A 16,159-nucleotide genomic window follows, 5' to 3' on the forward strand; every position below is an offset into this window, starting at 1 on the left:
TTCCTTGCCAGAGTTAACGTTTTCCGCTGTGCAGCCAGAACGGCTCCTGCGAAATGGCTTCATTACGGAAATGCTCAATCTCAATGTGCTGACGGGTTTCGATAGCATGTTTCAGCCCCTGCCAGTTCTCCAGCCAGGCCTGCGCTTTAGGGCCGTCATAGGCACCCGACAGCAGCAGCATGCTGTCGATATTGCGCGACAGGCGGATCAGCTGATCGCCATACTGGTCTCCCAGCGGATACGCAAAGGTGGTTTTAAGCTCCGCCGCGTGGCGTGAAAGATGGATATCCGCGAAACGTTTGAAGTTATCTTCAATTTTGGCCTGCGCTTTTGCATCCAGGAAGGCACGCCAGCTGCGCGTCACCAGAAACTCGGTCAGCGCCAGCCTGGCGGCGGCGTTTTGCGGGCTGTAGAGCGCCGTTTGCGCGGATACGTCAGAGAGCAGCAGCGCTTCGGTCTGGGTCAGCAGGTCACGTAAGTGAGCGCTCGCTTTGCGAGGTACGATGCCGCCGAACAGCGCCAGGGTATGACGCACAAGGCTCATCGCCGCTAACACGTGCGCTTTAGCGTTTTTCACATTACGCACCCACAGCTCTTCATGATAAAGCCACTGTGAGAGCGCCAGTTCCAGCGCCGCCTCCATGCCCTGCTCAACGCTGGCTTTCGGTGGCACGTGTAAAATAGTCGTCTCTTTCAGCAGGCGTGGCGCATTCCCGGCGGCCAGATGATACCCCCGCGCCGCTTTGCTCAGGCTGCCCTGACGCAGGCCCGGCTGGCTTACCAGCTTACGCGCCAGCTTCAGTACGTCCTGGACTTCACCTTCCAGCAGTTCGAGCTCCAGCTCGCAAATCGGCTCCTGAAGTTCGCCCGCTTTTACCTCACCCTGATCGAGGGCGATTTCAATGCGGCTTTTCCCTTCCGTTACCAGCCATTTTTCACGCCAGAAATCGGTGCTAAACAGCGGTTTCACCTCGGCGGATAAGGTTTCTGGCAGCACGCCGTTCGGCCAGACTTCTGCCGGGAAACGATCCAGCTCAAGTTCTGGCTGATTGATGTCGATATTGTATTCCGGGCGCTGATGCAAACCGCCGACCACGCGGCCAGCGATTTTCATCGTCATCTCGTAGCGCCCGTTCGCGCCACGGATGCGCAACCCCATATCATGGCGGCGCAGCCAGTTGTCTGGCGTTTCGTAATAGATATTAAGCAGTTGTACCGGTTCATGGTGTTCGCCGGAAAGGGTCTGCAGATGCTGACGGAGTGCGTCAACGCTGTCTTTTTCGACGATAAATTTTAATTCGATTTCTTGAGCCATAGCCTTGTACTTTTGCAGGCGTCACAGACGCGTCAATGAGGGCGAACTTCCTCGCCATTTGTTTGTCAGTACATAGTATTTTGCGCCAAATTGCCACGCAATGAGCAATTTGACGGGCGTAAATGTTTAGGGTCGTGACACAGATGATTCTGATTGCTGACGAATGCTTTGCGTAGAGACACTGTTGCCACTACTATCGTTCCACTATTTATGAAAATAACGACTAATGATGCTTAAATTACGCCTGATTGGACTTACTTTCCTCGCTTTTAGCGCCGCAACCGCCGTGCACGCTGAAGAGAAGCGTTACGTTTCTGACGAACTGAACACCTGGGTACGCAGTGGCCCTGGAGATAATTATCGCCTCGTGGGTACGGTCAATGCCGGCGAGGAAGTGACGCTGTTACAGACCAACGCGGAGACCAATTATGGTCAGGTTCGCGACAGTACCGGCCGCACGTCCTGGATCCCACTGAAAGAGCTGAGTGCGGTGCCAAGCCTGCGCACCCGCGTGCCGGATCTGGAAAATCAGGTGAAAACGCTGACCGACAAGCTGAACAATATCGACGGTACCTGGAACCAGCGTACCGCGGAAATGCAGCAGAAAGTGGCCCAGAGCGACAGCGTGATTAACGGTCTGAAAGACGAAAATCAGAAACTGAAAAACGAGCTGATTGTCGCGCAGAAGAAGGTGAACGCCGCCAATCTGCAACTTGATGACAAACAACGTACCATCATCATGCAGTGGTTTATGTACGGTGGCGGTGTGCTGGGCGTTGGCCTGGTGCTGGGTCTGGTGCTTCCTCACCTGATCCCTAGCCGTAAGCGTAAAGACCGCTGGATGAACTAATTCGTCTTCTCTGCCAGACTTACGTATTATCTTGCGAAAAGAGAAAACGGGAGTACAGGGCGTGAAGAGTTATCTGGTCGGTGGTGCGGTACGTGATGCGTTGTTAGGTCTGCCGGTCAAAGATAAAGACTGGGTGGTGGTGGGAGCCACACCTGATGAGATGCTTAACGCGGGCTACCAGCAGGTAGGCCGCGATTTTCCCGTGTTTCTGCACCCGCAAAGCCGTGAGGAGTACGCCCTGGCGCGTACCGAACGGAAATCCGGTTCGGGTTATACCGGCTTCACCTGCTATGCCGCACCGGACGTCACGCTGGAGCAAGATCTCCTGCGTCGCGATCTCACCATCAACGCGCTGGCGCAGGACGAAGACGGCCAGATCATTGACGCGTATGGCGGTCAGGACGATCTGCGTAATCGACTGCTGCGTCACGTCTCCCCGGCGTTTTCTGAAGATCCGCTCCGCGTGCTGCGCGTGGCGCGCTTTGCGGCGCGTTACGCGCATCTGAGCTTCCGCATTGCCGATGAGACCCTGGCACTGATGACCGCCATGACCGAGGCGGGCGAACTGGCCCACCTCACGCCAGAGCGCGTCTGGAAAGAGACGGAAAACGCCCTTACTACCCGCAACCCGCAGGTCTTTTTCCAGGTGCTGCGTGACTGTGGCGCACTGAAAGTGCTGTTCCCGGAAATTGACGCGCTGTTCGGCGTGCCCGCCCCGGCGAAATGGCACCCGGAAATCGATACCGGCGTGCATACCCTGATGACCCTGAGTATGGCTGCCATGCTCAGCCCCGAGGTGGATGTGCGTTTTTCAACGCTGTGCCACGATCTCGGCAAAGGATTAACGCCAAAAGCCATGTGGCCGCGCCACCATGGCCACGGTCCTGCCGGGGTGAAGCTGGTCGAAGGGCTTTGCCAGCGCCTGCGGGTACCCAACGAGATCCGCGATCTCGCCAGACTGGTGGCGGAATTTCACGACCTGATCCACACCTTCCCGATCCTCAAACCGGCCACCATCGTTAAGCTGTTTGATAACATCGACGCATGGCGCAAACCCCAGCGCGTCGAGCAGATCGCGTTGACCAGCGAAGCCGACGTACGTGGCCGCACCGGTTTTGAAGCCAGCGATTATCCGCAGGGGCGGCTGTTACGCGCAGCGTGGGACGTGGCAAAAGCGGTACCGACTAAAGCGGTTGTCGAGGCGGGCTTCAAGGGACCGGAAATCCGGGAAGAGCTGACGAAACGTCGAATTCAGGCGGTGTCGGACTGGAAGGAAAAGCATTGCCCTCAGCCTAAAGACTGAGGGCCGTCGGTCAGAAGAAGACCACGTAAACCGCAGCCGCCACGATAAAGCGATAGATCGCGAACGGAATAAACGAAATACGTTTAATCAACTGCAGGAAGGTTTTGATGGCGATCAGCGCCACAATAAAGGCGGTGACAAAGCCCACGGCGAACATCGGAATGTCACCCGTGGTGAGGAAGCCAATGCTTTTATAGACGTCGAGTGCGGTCGCGCCCATCATCATCGGCACTGCCAGCAGGAACGAGAACTCCGACGCAGCATAACGGCTAACGCCCATCAGCATCCCGCCAGAGATGGTCGCGCCTGAGCGTGAAAAGCCCGGCCACAGCGCCAGACACTGGAAACAACCGATGATAAACGCCTGACGGTAGGTCATGTCATCCAGACCTTCCGCGCGTGGCGTTTTCGGCTTCAGCAGTTCTGCCGCGATCAGCAGGAAACCGCCGACGACCAGCGCATACATGACGTTAATCGGGTTAAACAGCGATTTAATGGTGTCGTGGAAAACCAGGCCCAGAACCACTGCCGGAACCATGCCAAGCAGGATATGGATAAGCGTCAGGCGACCTTTGCTTTCACCCTCGCGCTGAGGAAGACGGCCAAAGTGGATACCGATAAGCCCGAACAGACGACGCCAGAACATCACAACGACCGCCAGAATAGACCCCAACTGAATGACAACTTCAAACGTCTTTGCGGTATCGCCTTCAAAGCCCAGCAGATGGCCAACGATAATCATATGGCCCGTACTGGAAACCGGCAAAAACTCCGTCAATCCTTCGACCACACCCAGTATTGCCGCCACCAGCAGCGAGTGCATATCGCTCATCTATAAACCCCTAAAAAGATATAAAAAAAACGGTGTCCCACGCGGACAACCGTGAAAGATACAGCTTTAAGACCGGTATAACCTAAAATGGTTTAGCTATTATGACGTTAAATCTTCCCTTTCAGATTTGTGCCACGCTCAATGATCACGCCGACGTTAGCGGCACGCGCCACGGCACCCGGTTTGCTCAACTTGATGCGTACCCACGGTGCGTTGAACTTGCTCAGCAGCAGCTCGGCCACCTCTTCTGCCACACGCTCCACCAGCGCAAAACGTTGCCCTTCGACGTGGCCCACGACCGTTTCACTGATATCGGCGTAGCTCAGACAGTCATTCACGTCATCGCTTTTTGCTGACTTGCGGTTATCCCAGCCCATTTCGATATCGAACACGAGTTTCTGCTCAATGGTCTGTTCCCAGTCGTAAACACCAATAGTGGTGATTACCGAAAGTTGCTCTATAAATACAATATCCATCACGACCTGCCTGCTTTTTGGCTAAACCGGATACCACTTCCGGCGAATTATGCGTATTATCCACAGATGCTGAGAATACAGATACATTTTCAAAACGGAACAGCGTTATGAGTGCAATCGCGCCTGGAATGATCCTCCTCGCCTACCTTTGCGGCTCAATCTCCAGCGCCATTCTGGTCTGCCGCATTGCCGGGTTACCTGACCCGCGCGAAAGTGGTTCCGGGAATCCGGGGGCGACCAATGTACTACGAATTGGCGGCAAGGGAGCAGCCGTAGCGGTATTGATTTTTGATGTTCTGAAAGGAATGTTACCCGTCTGGGGAGCGTATGCGCTGGGCGTTACGCCGTTCTGGCTGGGGCTCATTGCTATCGCCGCCTGTGTCGGCCATATCTGGCCTGTATTCTTTGGTTTTAAAGGCGGTAAAGGCGTCGCCACCGCCTTTGGTGCTATTGCCCCAATCGGCTGGGACTTAACCGGCGTGATGGCCGGCACCTGGCTACTGACCATTCTTCTGAGCGGTTACTCGTCACTGGGCGCCATCGTCAGCGCGCTGATCGCGCCATTCTATGTCTGGTGGTTCAAACCGCAGTTCACCTTCCCGGTGTCAATGCTCTCCTGCCTCATCCTGCTGCGTCATCACGATAATATTCAGCGCCTGTGGCGTCGCCAGGAGACCAAAATCTGGTCGAAGCTCAAGAGAAAGAAAAAAGACGCCCCGTAAGGGGTTAGTTATGCCTTATAACCAAATGTGATTTTGGTCACCCTCTGCCTGTGGTAACTGTTAATGACACAACACAACCACACAAAAAGAAAATGGCAGACATTACAGACACAACTCCCCTTTCAACGGCAGGACATTCGCCTGATGGCGACATCAAGTGGGTACGTAACGCCTCTGACGTTTCACGTCTGGTCAACGACGGTTCTCAGGGTCGGGCCAACGCCCGCATCGTAGTCGGTATCGCGCTGGGCGGTATTTTCCTCGATGCGTACGACCTTGGTGCGCTGGCGTTCGGCATCAAAGACATCACCCGCGAATTTAATCTCACCCCCGCCGGTACCGGCATGGTGGCCTCGGCCATTACCTTTGGCGCGATTGTCGGGGCGCTGCTGGGTGGCTATCTCACGGACAAGATCGGACGCTACCGCGTCTTTATGGCCGATATGCTGTTCTTCGTGGTAGCGGCCATCGCCTGTGCACTGGCACCGAACGAATATGCGCTGGCGGGCGCACGCTTTGTGATGGGCCTCGGCGTGGGGATCGATCTGCCGGTGGCGATGGCGTTTCTTAGCGAGTTCGCCAGGCTCAAAGGCCCCGGAAACAAGGCCTCCAGCGTGGCAATGTGGTGCCCAACCTGGTATGCCGCAATCAGCATCTCTTACCTGTTGGTGTTATTCTTCTACGCCGTACTGCCAGAAAGTCACAGCGACTGGCTGTGGCGCTTAATCCTGGGGTTTGGCGCGGTGCCTGCGCTGGTGATTATCGCCATTCGTAGCCGCTACATGAGCGAGTCCCCGGTCTGGGCGGCGAATCAGGGCAACCTGAAAGAGGCGGCCGCTATCTTGCGGCAATCGTATAACATCAACGCCCACGTGCCGCAGGATGCGCTTAACCAACCGGCACCGGTGGTCAACAAGGCGAAGTGGGCAAACTATCTGCACCTGTTCCGTGGCGTCTATCTGCGACGTACCACGCTCGCTACCCTGCTCTCGGTGGTATCGTCTTTCGCCTATAACGCCGTCGCATTTGGTCTGCCGGTCATTATCTCCAGCTTCTTTGTGCAGTCGATGCTGACCACTATTCTGATCTCACTGGTGCTAAACCTGCTGTTTGCCTTCGTCGGCGGATTGCTGGCGGTGCGCTATGTTCCGCGCTTCGGCGCGTGGCGGATGTCACTGGCGGGCTACGCCTGTCAGCTTGTTGCTCTGCTGGGGCTGGCGCTGATTGGTCGTCCGGAAGGCGTATCGGAAGGCGTTATCGCCGTCGCGATGCTGGCGCTGTTCCTGTTCGGTCAGGGCTTTGGGCCCGGTGCCCATACCATGACGTTTGCGTCCCTGAGCTATCCCACCTCTCTGCGCGGCGTGGGCGTGGGCCTTAACCAGACGCTGATGCGCAGCAGTTCTACGCTCTCGCTGTTTCTGTTCCCGCTGCTGGTGGCCTCTCTTGATACCGCCGTGTTCTGGGTGATCGCCCTGGCACCGTTTATCGGGCTGGCTTCGCTGCTGGCGATCCGCTGGGAGCCGTCCGGCTATGATGTGGATGCAGAGGATTATCGATAACCTTCTCAACCGGCTCCTTGAGCCGGTTTTTTTATCCATAAGCGACTCATATGACAGCCTTCATTTCTGCCAGGGCATACTGAAACGTCTCCCGATGATGAGCAGATGGATGCAGCATGTTAGCAGCTCAGGTCACTGATAATTCTTACAAAGGCTGGCAGGCATCGCTTGCCCTGCAGTTTTGTTACACCCCTGAGAAAACCCTCCTGCACGCTGCTCATCACATCGGGCCCCTCACCGTACAGCGGCCTTTTTATCCCGAAGGCGACACCTGCCACCTGTATTTACTGCACCCGCCAGGCGGGATAGTCGGCGGCGATACGCTGGATATTTCGGTGCATCTGGATGCGAAAAGCCATGCGCTGATCACCATGCCCGGCGCGAGCAAGTTCTATCGCAGCAGCGGCCCGCAGGCCTGTCTCAATCAGCACTTCTGGCTCGACGATGAGGCTACGCTGGAGTGGCTGCCGCAGGACACCATTATCTTTCCCGGTGCGAATGCCGCCCTGCGTTCCGTTTTTCATCTGAAGGCTTCCAGTACGCTGCTGGCGTGGGAGCTGTACTGTCTGGGTCGCCCGGTGATCGGCGAAACCTTCAGCCACGGCACGCTGGAAAGCCGCCTTGAGATCTGGGTCGACGATGAGCCACGGCTGATTGAACGTCAGCACCTCAGCAATGGCGATCTCACGCCCGTTGCAGGTCTCCCGTGGGTCGGCACGCTGCTGTTCTTTCCGGCCAGGGAAGCGCACCTCGAAACGGTGCGCGAGCTGCTGACGCCGCTGAGCCACTTTGCCGGGGCAACGCTCACAGACGATCTGCTGTCGGTGCGTTTTCTCTCCCACGACAACCTGATTTGCCAGCGGGTGATGCGCGATATCTGGCAGTCGCTTCGCCCGCTTTTAACCCCCAAAACCGCCTGTTCGCCGCGTATCTGGCAGACATAAGAGAAACGTTATGGAACTGACCCCCAGAGAAAAAGACAAGCTGTTGCTGTTTACCGCTGCGCTGGTTGCCGAACGCCGCCTTGCGCGCGGGGTAAAACTGAATTACCCGGAATCAGTCGCGCTGATCAGCGCGTTTATTATGGAAGGCGCCCGCGATGGCGAAACCGTCGCCTCACTGATGGAAGCGGGCCGTCACGTCCTGACGCGCGACCAGGTGATGGAAGGCGTACCGGAGATGATCCCCGACATTCAGGTGGAAGCGACGTTCCCGGACGGATCAAAGCTCGTCACCGTCCATAACCCGATCGTATAAGGAGCGCGTGATGATCCCAGGCGAATACCAGATCCAATCCGGAAACATTACGATCAACGTTGGGCGAGACACGCAAAACGTGATCGTCGAAAACCATGGCGACAGACCGATCCAGGTGGGATCGCACTACCACTTTTATGAGATTAACCCGGCGCTGAAATTCGACCGGGAAGCCACCAAAGGCTATCGGCTGAATATTCCGGCAGGCACCGCCGTGCGTTTCGAACCCGGACAGAAGCGCGAGGTGACGCTGGTTCAGGTCAGCGGCGCGCAGCGTATTTTCGGCTTTCGCGGCGAGGTGATGGGAGAGGTGAAAAATGGCTGAAATTTCACGTCAGGCCTACGCCGATATGTTCGGCCCCACCACTGGCGATAAAGTGCGTCTGGCCGACAGCGAGCTGTGGATAGAAGTGGAAAACGATCTCACGGTCTACGGCGAAGAGGTCAAATTCGGTGGCGGGAAGGTGATCCGCGACGGTATGGGCCAGGGGCAGATGACATCCGACGGCTGCGTGGATCTGGTGCTGACCAACGCGCTGATTATCGATCACTGGGGGATCGTTAAAGCCGATATTGGCGTAAAAAACGGGCGGATCTTTGCCGTGGGTAAAGCCGGTAACCCGGATATACAGCCCGGGGTCACGATCCCGATTGGCGCAGCGACAGAAGTGATCGCCGCCGAAGGGAAAATTGTCACCGCCGGCGGGATCGACACGCACATCCACTGGATCTGCCCGCAGCAGGCGGAAGAGGCGCTGGTCTCTGGCGTCACCACCATGATTGGTGGGGGCACGGGCCCAGCGGCAGGCACCAACGCCACGACCTGTACGCCAGGGCCCTGGCATATCGCGCGGATGTTGCAGGCGGCCGATACACTACCGGTGAATATCGGCCTGCTTGGCAAAGGTAACGGTTCCAACCCTGATGCCCTACGCGAGCAGATCGCAGCGGGTGCCATCGGGCTGAAGATCCACGAAGACTGGGGCGCGACGCCTGCAGCCATCAACTGTTCACTGGCGGTGGCGGAGGAGATGGATATTCAGGTGGCGCTGCACAGCGACACGCTGAACGAATCCGGGTTTGTTGAGGACACGCTGGCGGCTATCGGCGGGCGGACCATTCACACCTTCCATACGGAAGGGGCAGGCGGCGGACATGCACCGGATATTATTACCGCCTGCGCGCACCCGAATATTCTGCCCTCCTCCACTAACCCGACGCTGCCCTACACGGTGAATACCATCGACGAGCATCTCGACATGCTGATGGTGTGTCACCACCTCGACCCGGATATCGCCGAGGACGTGGCCTTTGCTGAATCACGCATTCGCCGGGAGACCATCGCCGCGGAAGATGTCCTTCACGATATCGGCGCCTTCTCGCTGACCTCGTCCGATTCCCAGGCAATGGGTCGCGTCGGCGAAGTGATTATTCGTACCTGGCAGGTGGCGCACCGTATGAAGGTTCAGCGCGGCGCACTGCCGGAAGAGACCGGGAACAACGATAACTACCGCGTGAAACGCTATATCGCCAAATACACCATTAACCCGGCGCTGACCCACGGGATTGCTCATGAAGTGGGCTCGATTGAGGCCGGGAAACTGGCGGATTTAGTGGTCTGGTCCCCCGCGTTCTTTGGCGTCAAACCCGCCACCATTGTGAAAGGCGGGATGATCGCCTGCGCGCCGATGGGGGATATCAACGCCTCTATCCCAACGCCGCAACCGGTCCATTACCGTCCGATGTTTGGCTCGCTGGGTGCCGCACGCCATGCGACGCGGCTGACGTTTGTTTCCCAGGCTGCCGATGCGAAGGGCATTTCGCACCAGCTCAGCCTGCAGAGCGGCATAGCCGTCGTCAAAGGCTGCCGCACGGTGAAAAAGGCCGACATGATCCACAACAGCCTGCAGCCCAACATCACCGTTGACGCACAAACTTACGAGGTTCGCGTTGATGGCGAGCTCATTACCAGCGAGCCGGCAGACGTTCTGCCGATGGCCCAACGCTATTTCCTGTTTTAAGGAGTGACGATGATCTACCTGACCCAACGCCTTGACCATGCCCATCCGATAACCGCCAGCGTCACGCTGCCGATTGATGTCCGGGTGAAAAGCCGTGCCCGCGTGGCGCTGAATGACGGCCGCGAAGCCGGGCTGATGCTGCCGCGCGGCCTGCTGCTGCGCGGGGGAGATCTGCTGACCACTGACGACGGCAGCGAGGTGATCGAGGTGATCGCCGCGCCGGAATCGGTCTCCGTGGTGCGCTGCGACGATCCGTTCCTGCTCGCCCGCGCCTGCTACCACCTCGGCAACCGCCACGTGCCGCTGCAGATCATGCCTGGCGAGCTGCGCTACCACCACGATCATGTGCTCGATGACATGCTGCGCCAGTTCGGGCTCGAGGTGACATTTGCCACCCTCCCGTTTGAACCGGAAGCAGGGGCATATACCAGCGATGCCCACAGCCATAGCCATAGTCACTCTCACGCTCATTCACATTAAGGATTCATCATGCGTACGTTTTTACCTCTGTTACTGCTGGCCTTTTCTCTTCCTGCCCTGGCGCATCCCGGACACGGCACAGACAGCTTTCAGGCCGGTTTTTTCCATCCGCTGACGGGTCTTGATCATCTGCTGATGCTAACCGGTGCGGGCGTACTTTCGGCCCTGAGCGGGCGCAAGCTGCTGCTGCCTCTTGCCACTCTCGGCATGATGCTGGCCGGGGCCGTTGCAGGCAGCCTGCTTGGCGGCTTTAGCGGCATGGAAATGCTGATTATCGCCTCGCTGGCGGTCTGCGGCGCAATGATGTTTAAAACCGAAAATCGCCTGCTGTTGGCCGTGCCGGCGCTGGCAATGTTCCACGGCTGGGCGCACGGGGTAGAGATGTCTGGCCACAACTTCTGGCTCTTCACCAGCGGCTTTATGTTTGCCAGTGCCACGGTGCTGTGCGCCAGCTTCGCCGCCGGGTTGCTGCTGCGCCGTCACGACGGGTTACGTAAAACCTTTGGTGGCGGGCTGATTGTCTCTGCGCTGCTGGCGCTGATGGGCTGATGGAGCACGTCCGCCAGCGGCTGCGCCTGATGCAGCTCTCCAGCAGCAGCCTTCCGGTCGGGTCATTCACCTGGTCGCAGGGGCTGGAGTGGGCCGTAGAAGCAGGCTGGGTCCCCGATGCTGAGGCGTTCAAAAACTGGCAGATCCTGCAGATGGAGCAGAGCTTTTTCTGTGTCGATCTGCCGCTGTTTTCCCGATTTTATCAGGCGTGCGAGCAAAACGATTTGGCGACGGCAACACGCTGGACGGCCTACCTTCTCGCCTGCCGGGAAACGCGTGAACTGCGTGAAGAGGAACGCAACCGCGGGGCGGCCTTTACGCGCCTGCTCAAAAGCTGGGAGCCGGACTGTCCGGCAGAGTGGCGGACGCTGTTTATGCAAAGCCAGCTCAGCGGCATGGCGTGGCTCGGAGTACGCTGGGGCATTAGCGCCCATGAGCTGGCCCTGAGCCTGGGCTACAGCTGGATTGAGAGCGCGGTCATGGCGGGCGTCAAGCTGGTGCCGTTCGGGCAACAGGCGGCGCAGCAGCTGATTATCGACCTGAGCGACCACTTTGCCGCCGGGCTTGAACCGGCTTTTTTGCGTGGCGACGACGCGCTGGGTGCGGCAACGCCGCTGTCGGCCATCGCCTCTGCGCGCCACGAAACACAATATTCACGATTATTCCGTTCCTGAGGAGACAACATGGCTGATTACAAACATCCCCTGCGCGTGGGCGTGGGCGGCCCGGTGGGGTCGGGCAAAACCGCGTTACTGGAAGCACTCTGCAAAGCAATGCGCGACACCTATCACCTGGCAGTGGTGACTAACGATATCTACACCAAAGAGGATCAGCGCATTCTCACCGAAGCGGGCGCCCTTGAGCCAGAGCGCATCGTGGGCGTGGAGACGGGCGGCTGCCCGCATACCGCAATCCGGGAAGATGCCTCAATGAACCTGGCGGCAGTGGAAGCGTTAAGCGAAAAGTTCGGCAATCTGGACCTGATCTTCGTTGAAAGCGGCGGTGACAACCTGAGCGCCACCTTCAGCCCGGAGCTGGCTGACCTGACAATCTATGTGATTGACGTCGCTGAAGGGGAGAAGATCCCGCGTAAGGGCGGCCCAGGGATAACCAAATCCGATTTTCTGGTGATCAACAAAACCGACCTGGCACCCTATGTGGGGGCCTCACTGGAGGTGATGGAGCGTGACACCAACCGCATGCGCGGCGAGCGCCCGTGGACCTTCACCAATCTGAAGGCGGGCGACGGACTGGCGACGATCGTGACATTTCTGGAAGAGAAAGGGATGTTGCGGGTGTAACCGTTTAAATCCCCTCTCCCTGGCGGGAGAGGGTCAGGCATTACGCCTCCGGCAACTCCGCCAGCGGCCAGCGTGGACGTACAGAGACGCTCAGATCGGCGGTCGCGCCAGCGTTCAGACGTACCATACCCGCGTAGGCGATCATCGCCCCGTTATCGGTACAGAATTCTGGACGGGCATAAAATACTTCCCCACCACGCTTTTGCATCATCTGCGCGAGTTTTGCACGCAGCGTGCGGTTGGCGCTGACGCCCCCGGCCATCACCAGACGCTTAAAGCCGGTCTTTTCCAGTGCGCGTTTGCATTTGATCATCAGGGTATCGACCACCGCGTCTTCGAACGCACGGGCGATATCAGCACGGGTCTGCTCGCTATCGTCGTTATTGCGAATGGTATTGGCCGCGAAGGTTTTCAGACCGGAAAAGCTGAAATCCAGCCCTGGACGGTCAGTCATCGGACGCGGGAAGACGAAACGCCCTTCCGTGCCCTGCGAGGCCATTTTCGAGAGCATCGGACCGCCAGGATAATCCAGACCCAGCAGTTTGGCCGTTTTGTCGAAGGCCTCACCGGCTGCGTCGTCAATGGACTCGCCGAGCAGCTCATACTTGCCAATCCCCGTTACGCTAATCAGCTGGGTATGGCCACCTGAAACCAGCAGCGCCACAAAAGGAAACGCAGGCGGATTATCTTCCAGCATCGGCGCCAGAAGATGCCCTTCCATATGGTGAACCGGAATGGCCGGCACATCCCACGCGAATGCCAGCGAACGGCCCACCGTTGCGCCGACCAGCAGCGCACCCACCAGGCCCGGGCCTGCGGTATACGCTACAGCATCAATATCAGTAGAGCTCAACCCGGCTTCTTTCAGCGCCGCCTGAATCAGGGGAACCGTTTTACGCACGTGGTCACGAGAAGCCAGTTCAGGCACGACGCCGCCGTAGTCAGCGTGTAATTTCACCTGACTATACAGTTGGTTGGCAAGAAGCCCTTTTTCGTCGTCGTAAATGGCGATGCCGGTCTCATCGCAGGATGTTTCAATACCCAGTACACGCATGACTTGTTTTACCTCGTTTCAATACCGCGCAGTGTAGGGCCAATGCGGATTGATGTAAAACTTTGTTCGCCCCAGGAAGAAGCCTCGTGTATACTCCTCACCCTTATTAAAGTCCCTTTCAAAAACGCGTCGGTGCTTTACAAAGCAGCAGCATTTGCAGTAAAATTCCGCACCATTTTGAAATAAGCTGGCGTTGATGCCAGCGGCAAACCGAATTTATCAAAGGTGAGAGTTACATGCCGGTAATTAAAGTACGTGAAAACGAGCCGTTCGACGTTGCACTGCGTCGCTTCAAACGTTCATGCGAGAAAGCAGGTGTTCTGGCTGAAGTTCGTCGTCGTGAGTTCTATGAAAAACCAACGACCGAACGTAAGCGCGCTAAAGCTTCTGCTGTGAAACGTCACGCGAAGAAACTGGCTCGCGAAAACGCACGCCGTACTCGTCTGTACTAATCAATTGAGGGCCTCAGCCCTCAATGACAGACAGAGTTGTAGTCGTAAGGCCGTGCTTCCGGAAGGAATGCGCGGCTTGTTTTCGTTTATGAGTTACTAAAATTTTTGGGGCATATGGCCGGACGAATCCCACGCGTATTCATCAATGACCTGCTAGCCAGAACCGACATCGTCGATCTCATCGACGCGCGGGTAAAGCTGAAAAAGCAGGGCAAGAACTACCATGCGTGCTGTCCTTTCCATAACGAAAAAACCCCCTCCTTCACCGTAAACGGTGAAAAGCAGTTTTACCATTGCTTCGGCTGTGGTGCTCACGGTAATGCTGTCGATTTTTTAATGAACTACGACAAGCTCGAGTTCGTTGAAACCGTCGAAGAGCTGGCGGCGATGCACAACCTTGAAGTGCCGTATGAAGCAGGCAGTGGGCCAAGCCAGATCGAGCGCCATCAACGGCAAACGCTGTACCAACTGATGGATGGTCTGAACTCGTTTTATCAACAGTCTCTTAAGCACGCTGCTGCTGAGCCTGCGCGTCAGTACCTGACAGCGCGCGGACTGAGTGACGATGTGATTGCGCGTTTCGCTATTGGTTACGCCCCGCCCGGCTGGGACAACGTGTTAAAGCGTTTTGGCGGCAATAGCGAAGATCGTAAGTCTCTTATCGATGCCGGCATGCTGGTCACCAATGACCAGGGACGAAGCTACGACCGCTTCCGCGAACGGGTGATGTTCCCGATCCGCGACAAGCGTGGCCGGGTGATTGGTTTTGGTGGTCGCGTGCTGGGTGATGCCCTGCCGAAGTACCTCAACTCCCCGGAGACCGATATTTTTCATAAAGGCCGCCAGCTTTACGGTCTTTATGAGGCGCTGAAGGATAACGCGGAACCTCCGCGCCTTCTGGTCGTCGAAGGCTATATGGATGTCGTTGCGCTGGCGCAGTACGACATCAACTATGCGGTTGCATCTCTGGGCACCTCGACCACAGCCGATCACATTCAGCTGCTGTACAGGGTGACTAACAATGTCATCTGCTGTTACGACGGTGACCGTGCAGGGCGCGACGCCGCCTGGCGTGCGCTGGAAACCGCACTGCCTTATATGACCGACGGGCGTCAGTTACGCTTTATGTTCCTGCCCGACGGTGAAGACCCGGATACGCTGGTGCGTAAAGAGGGCAAAGCGGCGTTTGAAGCGCGGATGGAGCAGGCTCAGCCGCTCTCCACGTTTTTGTTTAACAGCCTGATGCCGCAGGTCGATTTGAGTACCCCTGACGGGCGCGCGCAGCTCAGCACGCTGGCGCTGCCGTTAATCAGTCAGGTGCCCGGCGAAACGCTGCGCATCTATCTGCGTCAGGAGCTAGGCAACAAGCTCGGCATTCTGGATGACAGTCAGCTTGAACGTTTAATGCCTAAACAGTCTGAAAACGGTGCGGTTCGTCCCGCGCCTCAGCTAAAACGCACAACCATGCGTATACTGATAGGGTTACTGGTTCAAAACCCCGAACTTGCTCCGCAAGTGCCATCACTGGCGGGTTTGAACCACGAAAAATTGCCCGGGCTTGGCTTATTTTCAGAATTGGTCAACACTTGTTTGTCTCAGCCAGGTCTGACCACCGGACAACTTTTAGAACATTATCGCGGCACAAAAGAGGCTGCTACCCTTGAAAAACTGTCGATGTGGGACGATATAGCAGATAAGGACATTGCAGAAAAAACGTTCACCGACTCACTCAACCATATGTTTGATTCGATGCTTGAGCTGCGCCAGGAAGAGTTGATAGCTCGCGAGCGCACACACGGCTTAAGCAGCGAAGAACGCCGGGAACTCTGGATGCTGAACCAGGAGCTGGCAAAAAAATGAATTCAACGGCTTAAGTGCCGAATATCGATCGGGAAGCCCCCGGCAGCCGCACTGAGAGGCAGCGGCACAAATATAAGTACGCCCTCGCTTTAAAGGTTGGCAGCCCCATCGCCGACACCAATCAAACG

Annotated in this window: 18 protein-coding genes; 14 read left to right on the forward strand and 4 right to left on the reverse strand. The window is 57.2% G+C overall.

The window, feature by feature from the left end:
* Window positions 1–13: 13 nt before the first annotated feature.
* Complete coding sequence (locus tag AM379_RS04390) at window positions 14–1,315, reverse strand: CYTH domain-containing protein (protein WP_040018816.1); 1,302 nt, start codon at window positions 1,313–1,315, stop codon at window positions 14–16.
* A 229-nt stretch (window positions 1,316–1,544) separates the two neighbouring features.
* On the opposite strand from AM379_RS04390, the gene AM379_RS04395 reads away from it, so the two are divergent.
* Together AM379_RS04395 and AM379_RS04400 are read left to right on the forward strand one after the other, a co-directional pair.
* Window positions 1,545–2,165, forward strand: coding sequence for a TIGR04211 family SH3 domain-containing protein (locus AM379_RS04395; protein ID WP_025203004.1), 621 nt, complete (start codon window positions 1,545–1,547; stop codon window positions 2,163–2,165).
* 61 nt (window positions 2,166–2,226) lie between these two features.
* The gene (locus tag AM379_RS04400; protein WP_106503494.1) at window positions 2,227–3,468 is read left to right on the forward strand and encodes a multifunctional CCA addition/repair protein; all 1,242 of its coding nucleotides are present in this window, start codon (window positions 2,227–2,229) and stop codon (window positions 3,466–3,468) included.
* 10 nt (window positions 3,469–3,478) lie between these two features.
* On the opposite strand, the gene bacA is transcribed toward AM379_RS04400, so the two are convergent.
* Both bacA and folB read right to left on the reverse strand, forming a co-directional pair.
* On the reverse strand, window positions 3,479–4,300 hold the full coding sequence (bacA, locus tag AM379_RS04405) for an undecaprenyl-diphosphate phosphatase (RefSeq protein WP_014171656.1): 822 nt from the start codon (window positions 4,298–4,300) through the stop codon (window positions 3,479–3,481).
* A 107-nt stretch (window positions 4,301–4,407) separates the two neighbouring features.
* Window positions 4,408–4,776 carry a bifunctional dihydroneopterin aldolase/7,8-dihydroneopterin epimerase gene (gene folB / locus AM379_RS04410; RefSeq protein ID WP_020883629.1) on the reverse strand — a complete coding sequence of 123 codons (369 nt, stop codon included), beginning with the start codon at window positions 4,774–4,776 and terminating at the stop codon, window positions 4,408–4,410.
* Between the two features lie 107 nt (window positions 4,777–4,883).
* Between folB and plsY the strand changes: the two genes are divergently transcribed.
* The 10 genes from plsY to ureG all read left to right on the forward strand — a co-directional run bounded on the left by plsY (window position 4,884) and on the right by ureG (window position 12,665).
* Window positions 4,884–5,498 (forward strand): glycerol-3-phosphate 1-O-acyltransferase PlsY, encoded by a 615-nt coding sequence (plsY, locus tag AM379_RS04415; protein ID WP_020883628.1) that lies wholly within the window; start codon window positions 4,884–4,886, stop codon window positions 5,496–5,498.
* A 92-nt stretch (window positions 5,499–5,590) separates the two neighbouring features.
* Window positions 5,591–7,057, forward strand: a complete 1,467-nt coding sequence (locus AM379_RS04420) for an MFS transporter (protein WP_032678984.1) — start codon at window positions 5,591–5,593, stop codon at window positions 7,055–7,057.
* A gap of 116 nt (window positions 7,058–7,173) precedes the next feature.
* A complete protein-coding gene (locus tag AM379_RS04425) occupies window positions 7,174–8,001 on the forward strand; it encodes an urease accessory protein UreD (RefSeq protein ID WP_014171660.1) in 828 nt (275 codons plus the stop codon).
* A gap of 10 nt (window positions 8,002–8,011) precedes the next feature.
* Window positions 8,012–8,314 (forward strand): urease subunit gamma, encoded by a 303-nt coding sequence (locus tag AM379_RS04430; RefSeq protein WP_003862556.1) that lies wholly within the window; start codon window positions 8,012–8,014, stop codon window positions 8,312–8,314.
* Window positions 8,315–8,324: 10 nt separating this feature from the next.
* Entirely contained in the window at window positions 8,325–8,639 is a 315-nt protein-coding gene (locus tag AM379_RS04435; protein WP_040018813.1) for an urease subunit beta, read from the forward strand.
* A complete protein-coding gene (gene ureC, locus AM379_RS04440; protein WP_106503495.1) occupies window positions 8,632–10,335 on the forward strand; it encodes an urease subunit alpha in 1,704 nt (567 codons plus the stop codon). The genes AM379_RS04435 and ureC overlap by 8 nt, the downstream gene beginning before the upstream one ends.
* A gap of 9 nt (window positions 10,336–10,344) precedes the next feature.
* The gene (gene ureE / locus AM379_RS04445) at window positions 10,345–10,815 is read left to right on the forward strand and encodes an urease accessory protein UreE (RefSeq protein ID WP_050737305.1); all 471 of its coding nucleotides are present in this window, start codon (window positions 10,345–10,347) and stop codon (window positions 10,813–10,815) included.
* 9 nt (window positions 10,816–10,824) lie between these two features.
* Window positions 10,825–11,364: a HupE/UreJ family protein gene (locus AM379_RS04450; RefSeq protein WP_032680263.1), complete on the forward strand. Its 540-nt coding sequence runs from the start codon at window positions 10,825–10,827 to the stop codon at window positions 11,362–11,364.
* A complete protein-coding gene (locus tag AM379_RS04455; RefSeq protein WP_106503496.1) occupies window positions 11,364–12,038 on the forward strand; it encodes an urease accessory protein UreF in 675 nt (224 codons plus the stop codon). Before AM379_RS04450 ends, AM379_RS04455 begins: the two co-directional genes overlap by 1 nt.
* Window positions 12,039–12,047: 9 nt before the next feature.
* On the forward strand, window positions 12,048–12,665 hold the full coding sequence (gene ureG / locus AM379_RS04460) for an urease accessory protein UreG (protein ID WP_014171666.1): 618 nt from the start codon (window positions 12,048–12,050) through the stop codon (window positions 12,663–12,665).
* Window positions 12,666–12,705: 40 nt separating this feature from the next.
* Here ureG and tsaD read toward each other — a convergent pair whose 3' ends face one another.
* Window positions 12,706–13,719 (reverse strand): tRNA (adenosine(37)-N6)-threonylcarbamoyltransferase complex transferase subunit TsaD, encoded by a 1,014-nt coding sequence (gene tsaD, locus AM379_RS04465; protein WP_020883618.1) that lies wholly within the window; start codon window positions 13,717–13,719, stop codon window positions 12,706–12,708.
* A 236-nt stretch (window positions 13,720–13,955) separates the two neighbouring features.
* Between tsaD and rpsU the strand changes: the two genes are divergently transcribed.
* Together rpsU and dnaG are read left to right on the forward strand one after the other, a co-directional pair.
* Window positions 13,956–14,171, forward strand: coding sequence for a 30S ribosomal protein S21 (rpsU, locus tag AM379_RS04475; protein ID WP_001144069.1), 216 nt, complete (start codon window positions 13,956–13,958; stop codon window positions 14,169–14,171).
* Between the two features lie 114 nt (window positions 14,172–14,285).
* Window positions 14,286–16,031, forward strand: a complete 1,746-nt coding sequence (dnaG, locus tag AM379_RS04480) for a DNA primase (RefSeq protein ID WP_025202985.1) — start codon at window positions 14,286–14,288, stop codon at window positions 16,029–16,031.
* Window positions 16,032–16,159 lie beyond the last annotated feature (128 nt).

This window comes from Enterobacter cloacae complex sp. FDA-CDC-AR_0132 (assembly GCF_003010695.1).
GTDB classification, from domain to species: Bacteria; Pseudomonadota; Gammaproteobacteria; order Enterobacterales; family Enterobacteriaceae; genus Enterobacter; species Enterobacter ludwigii.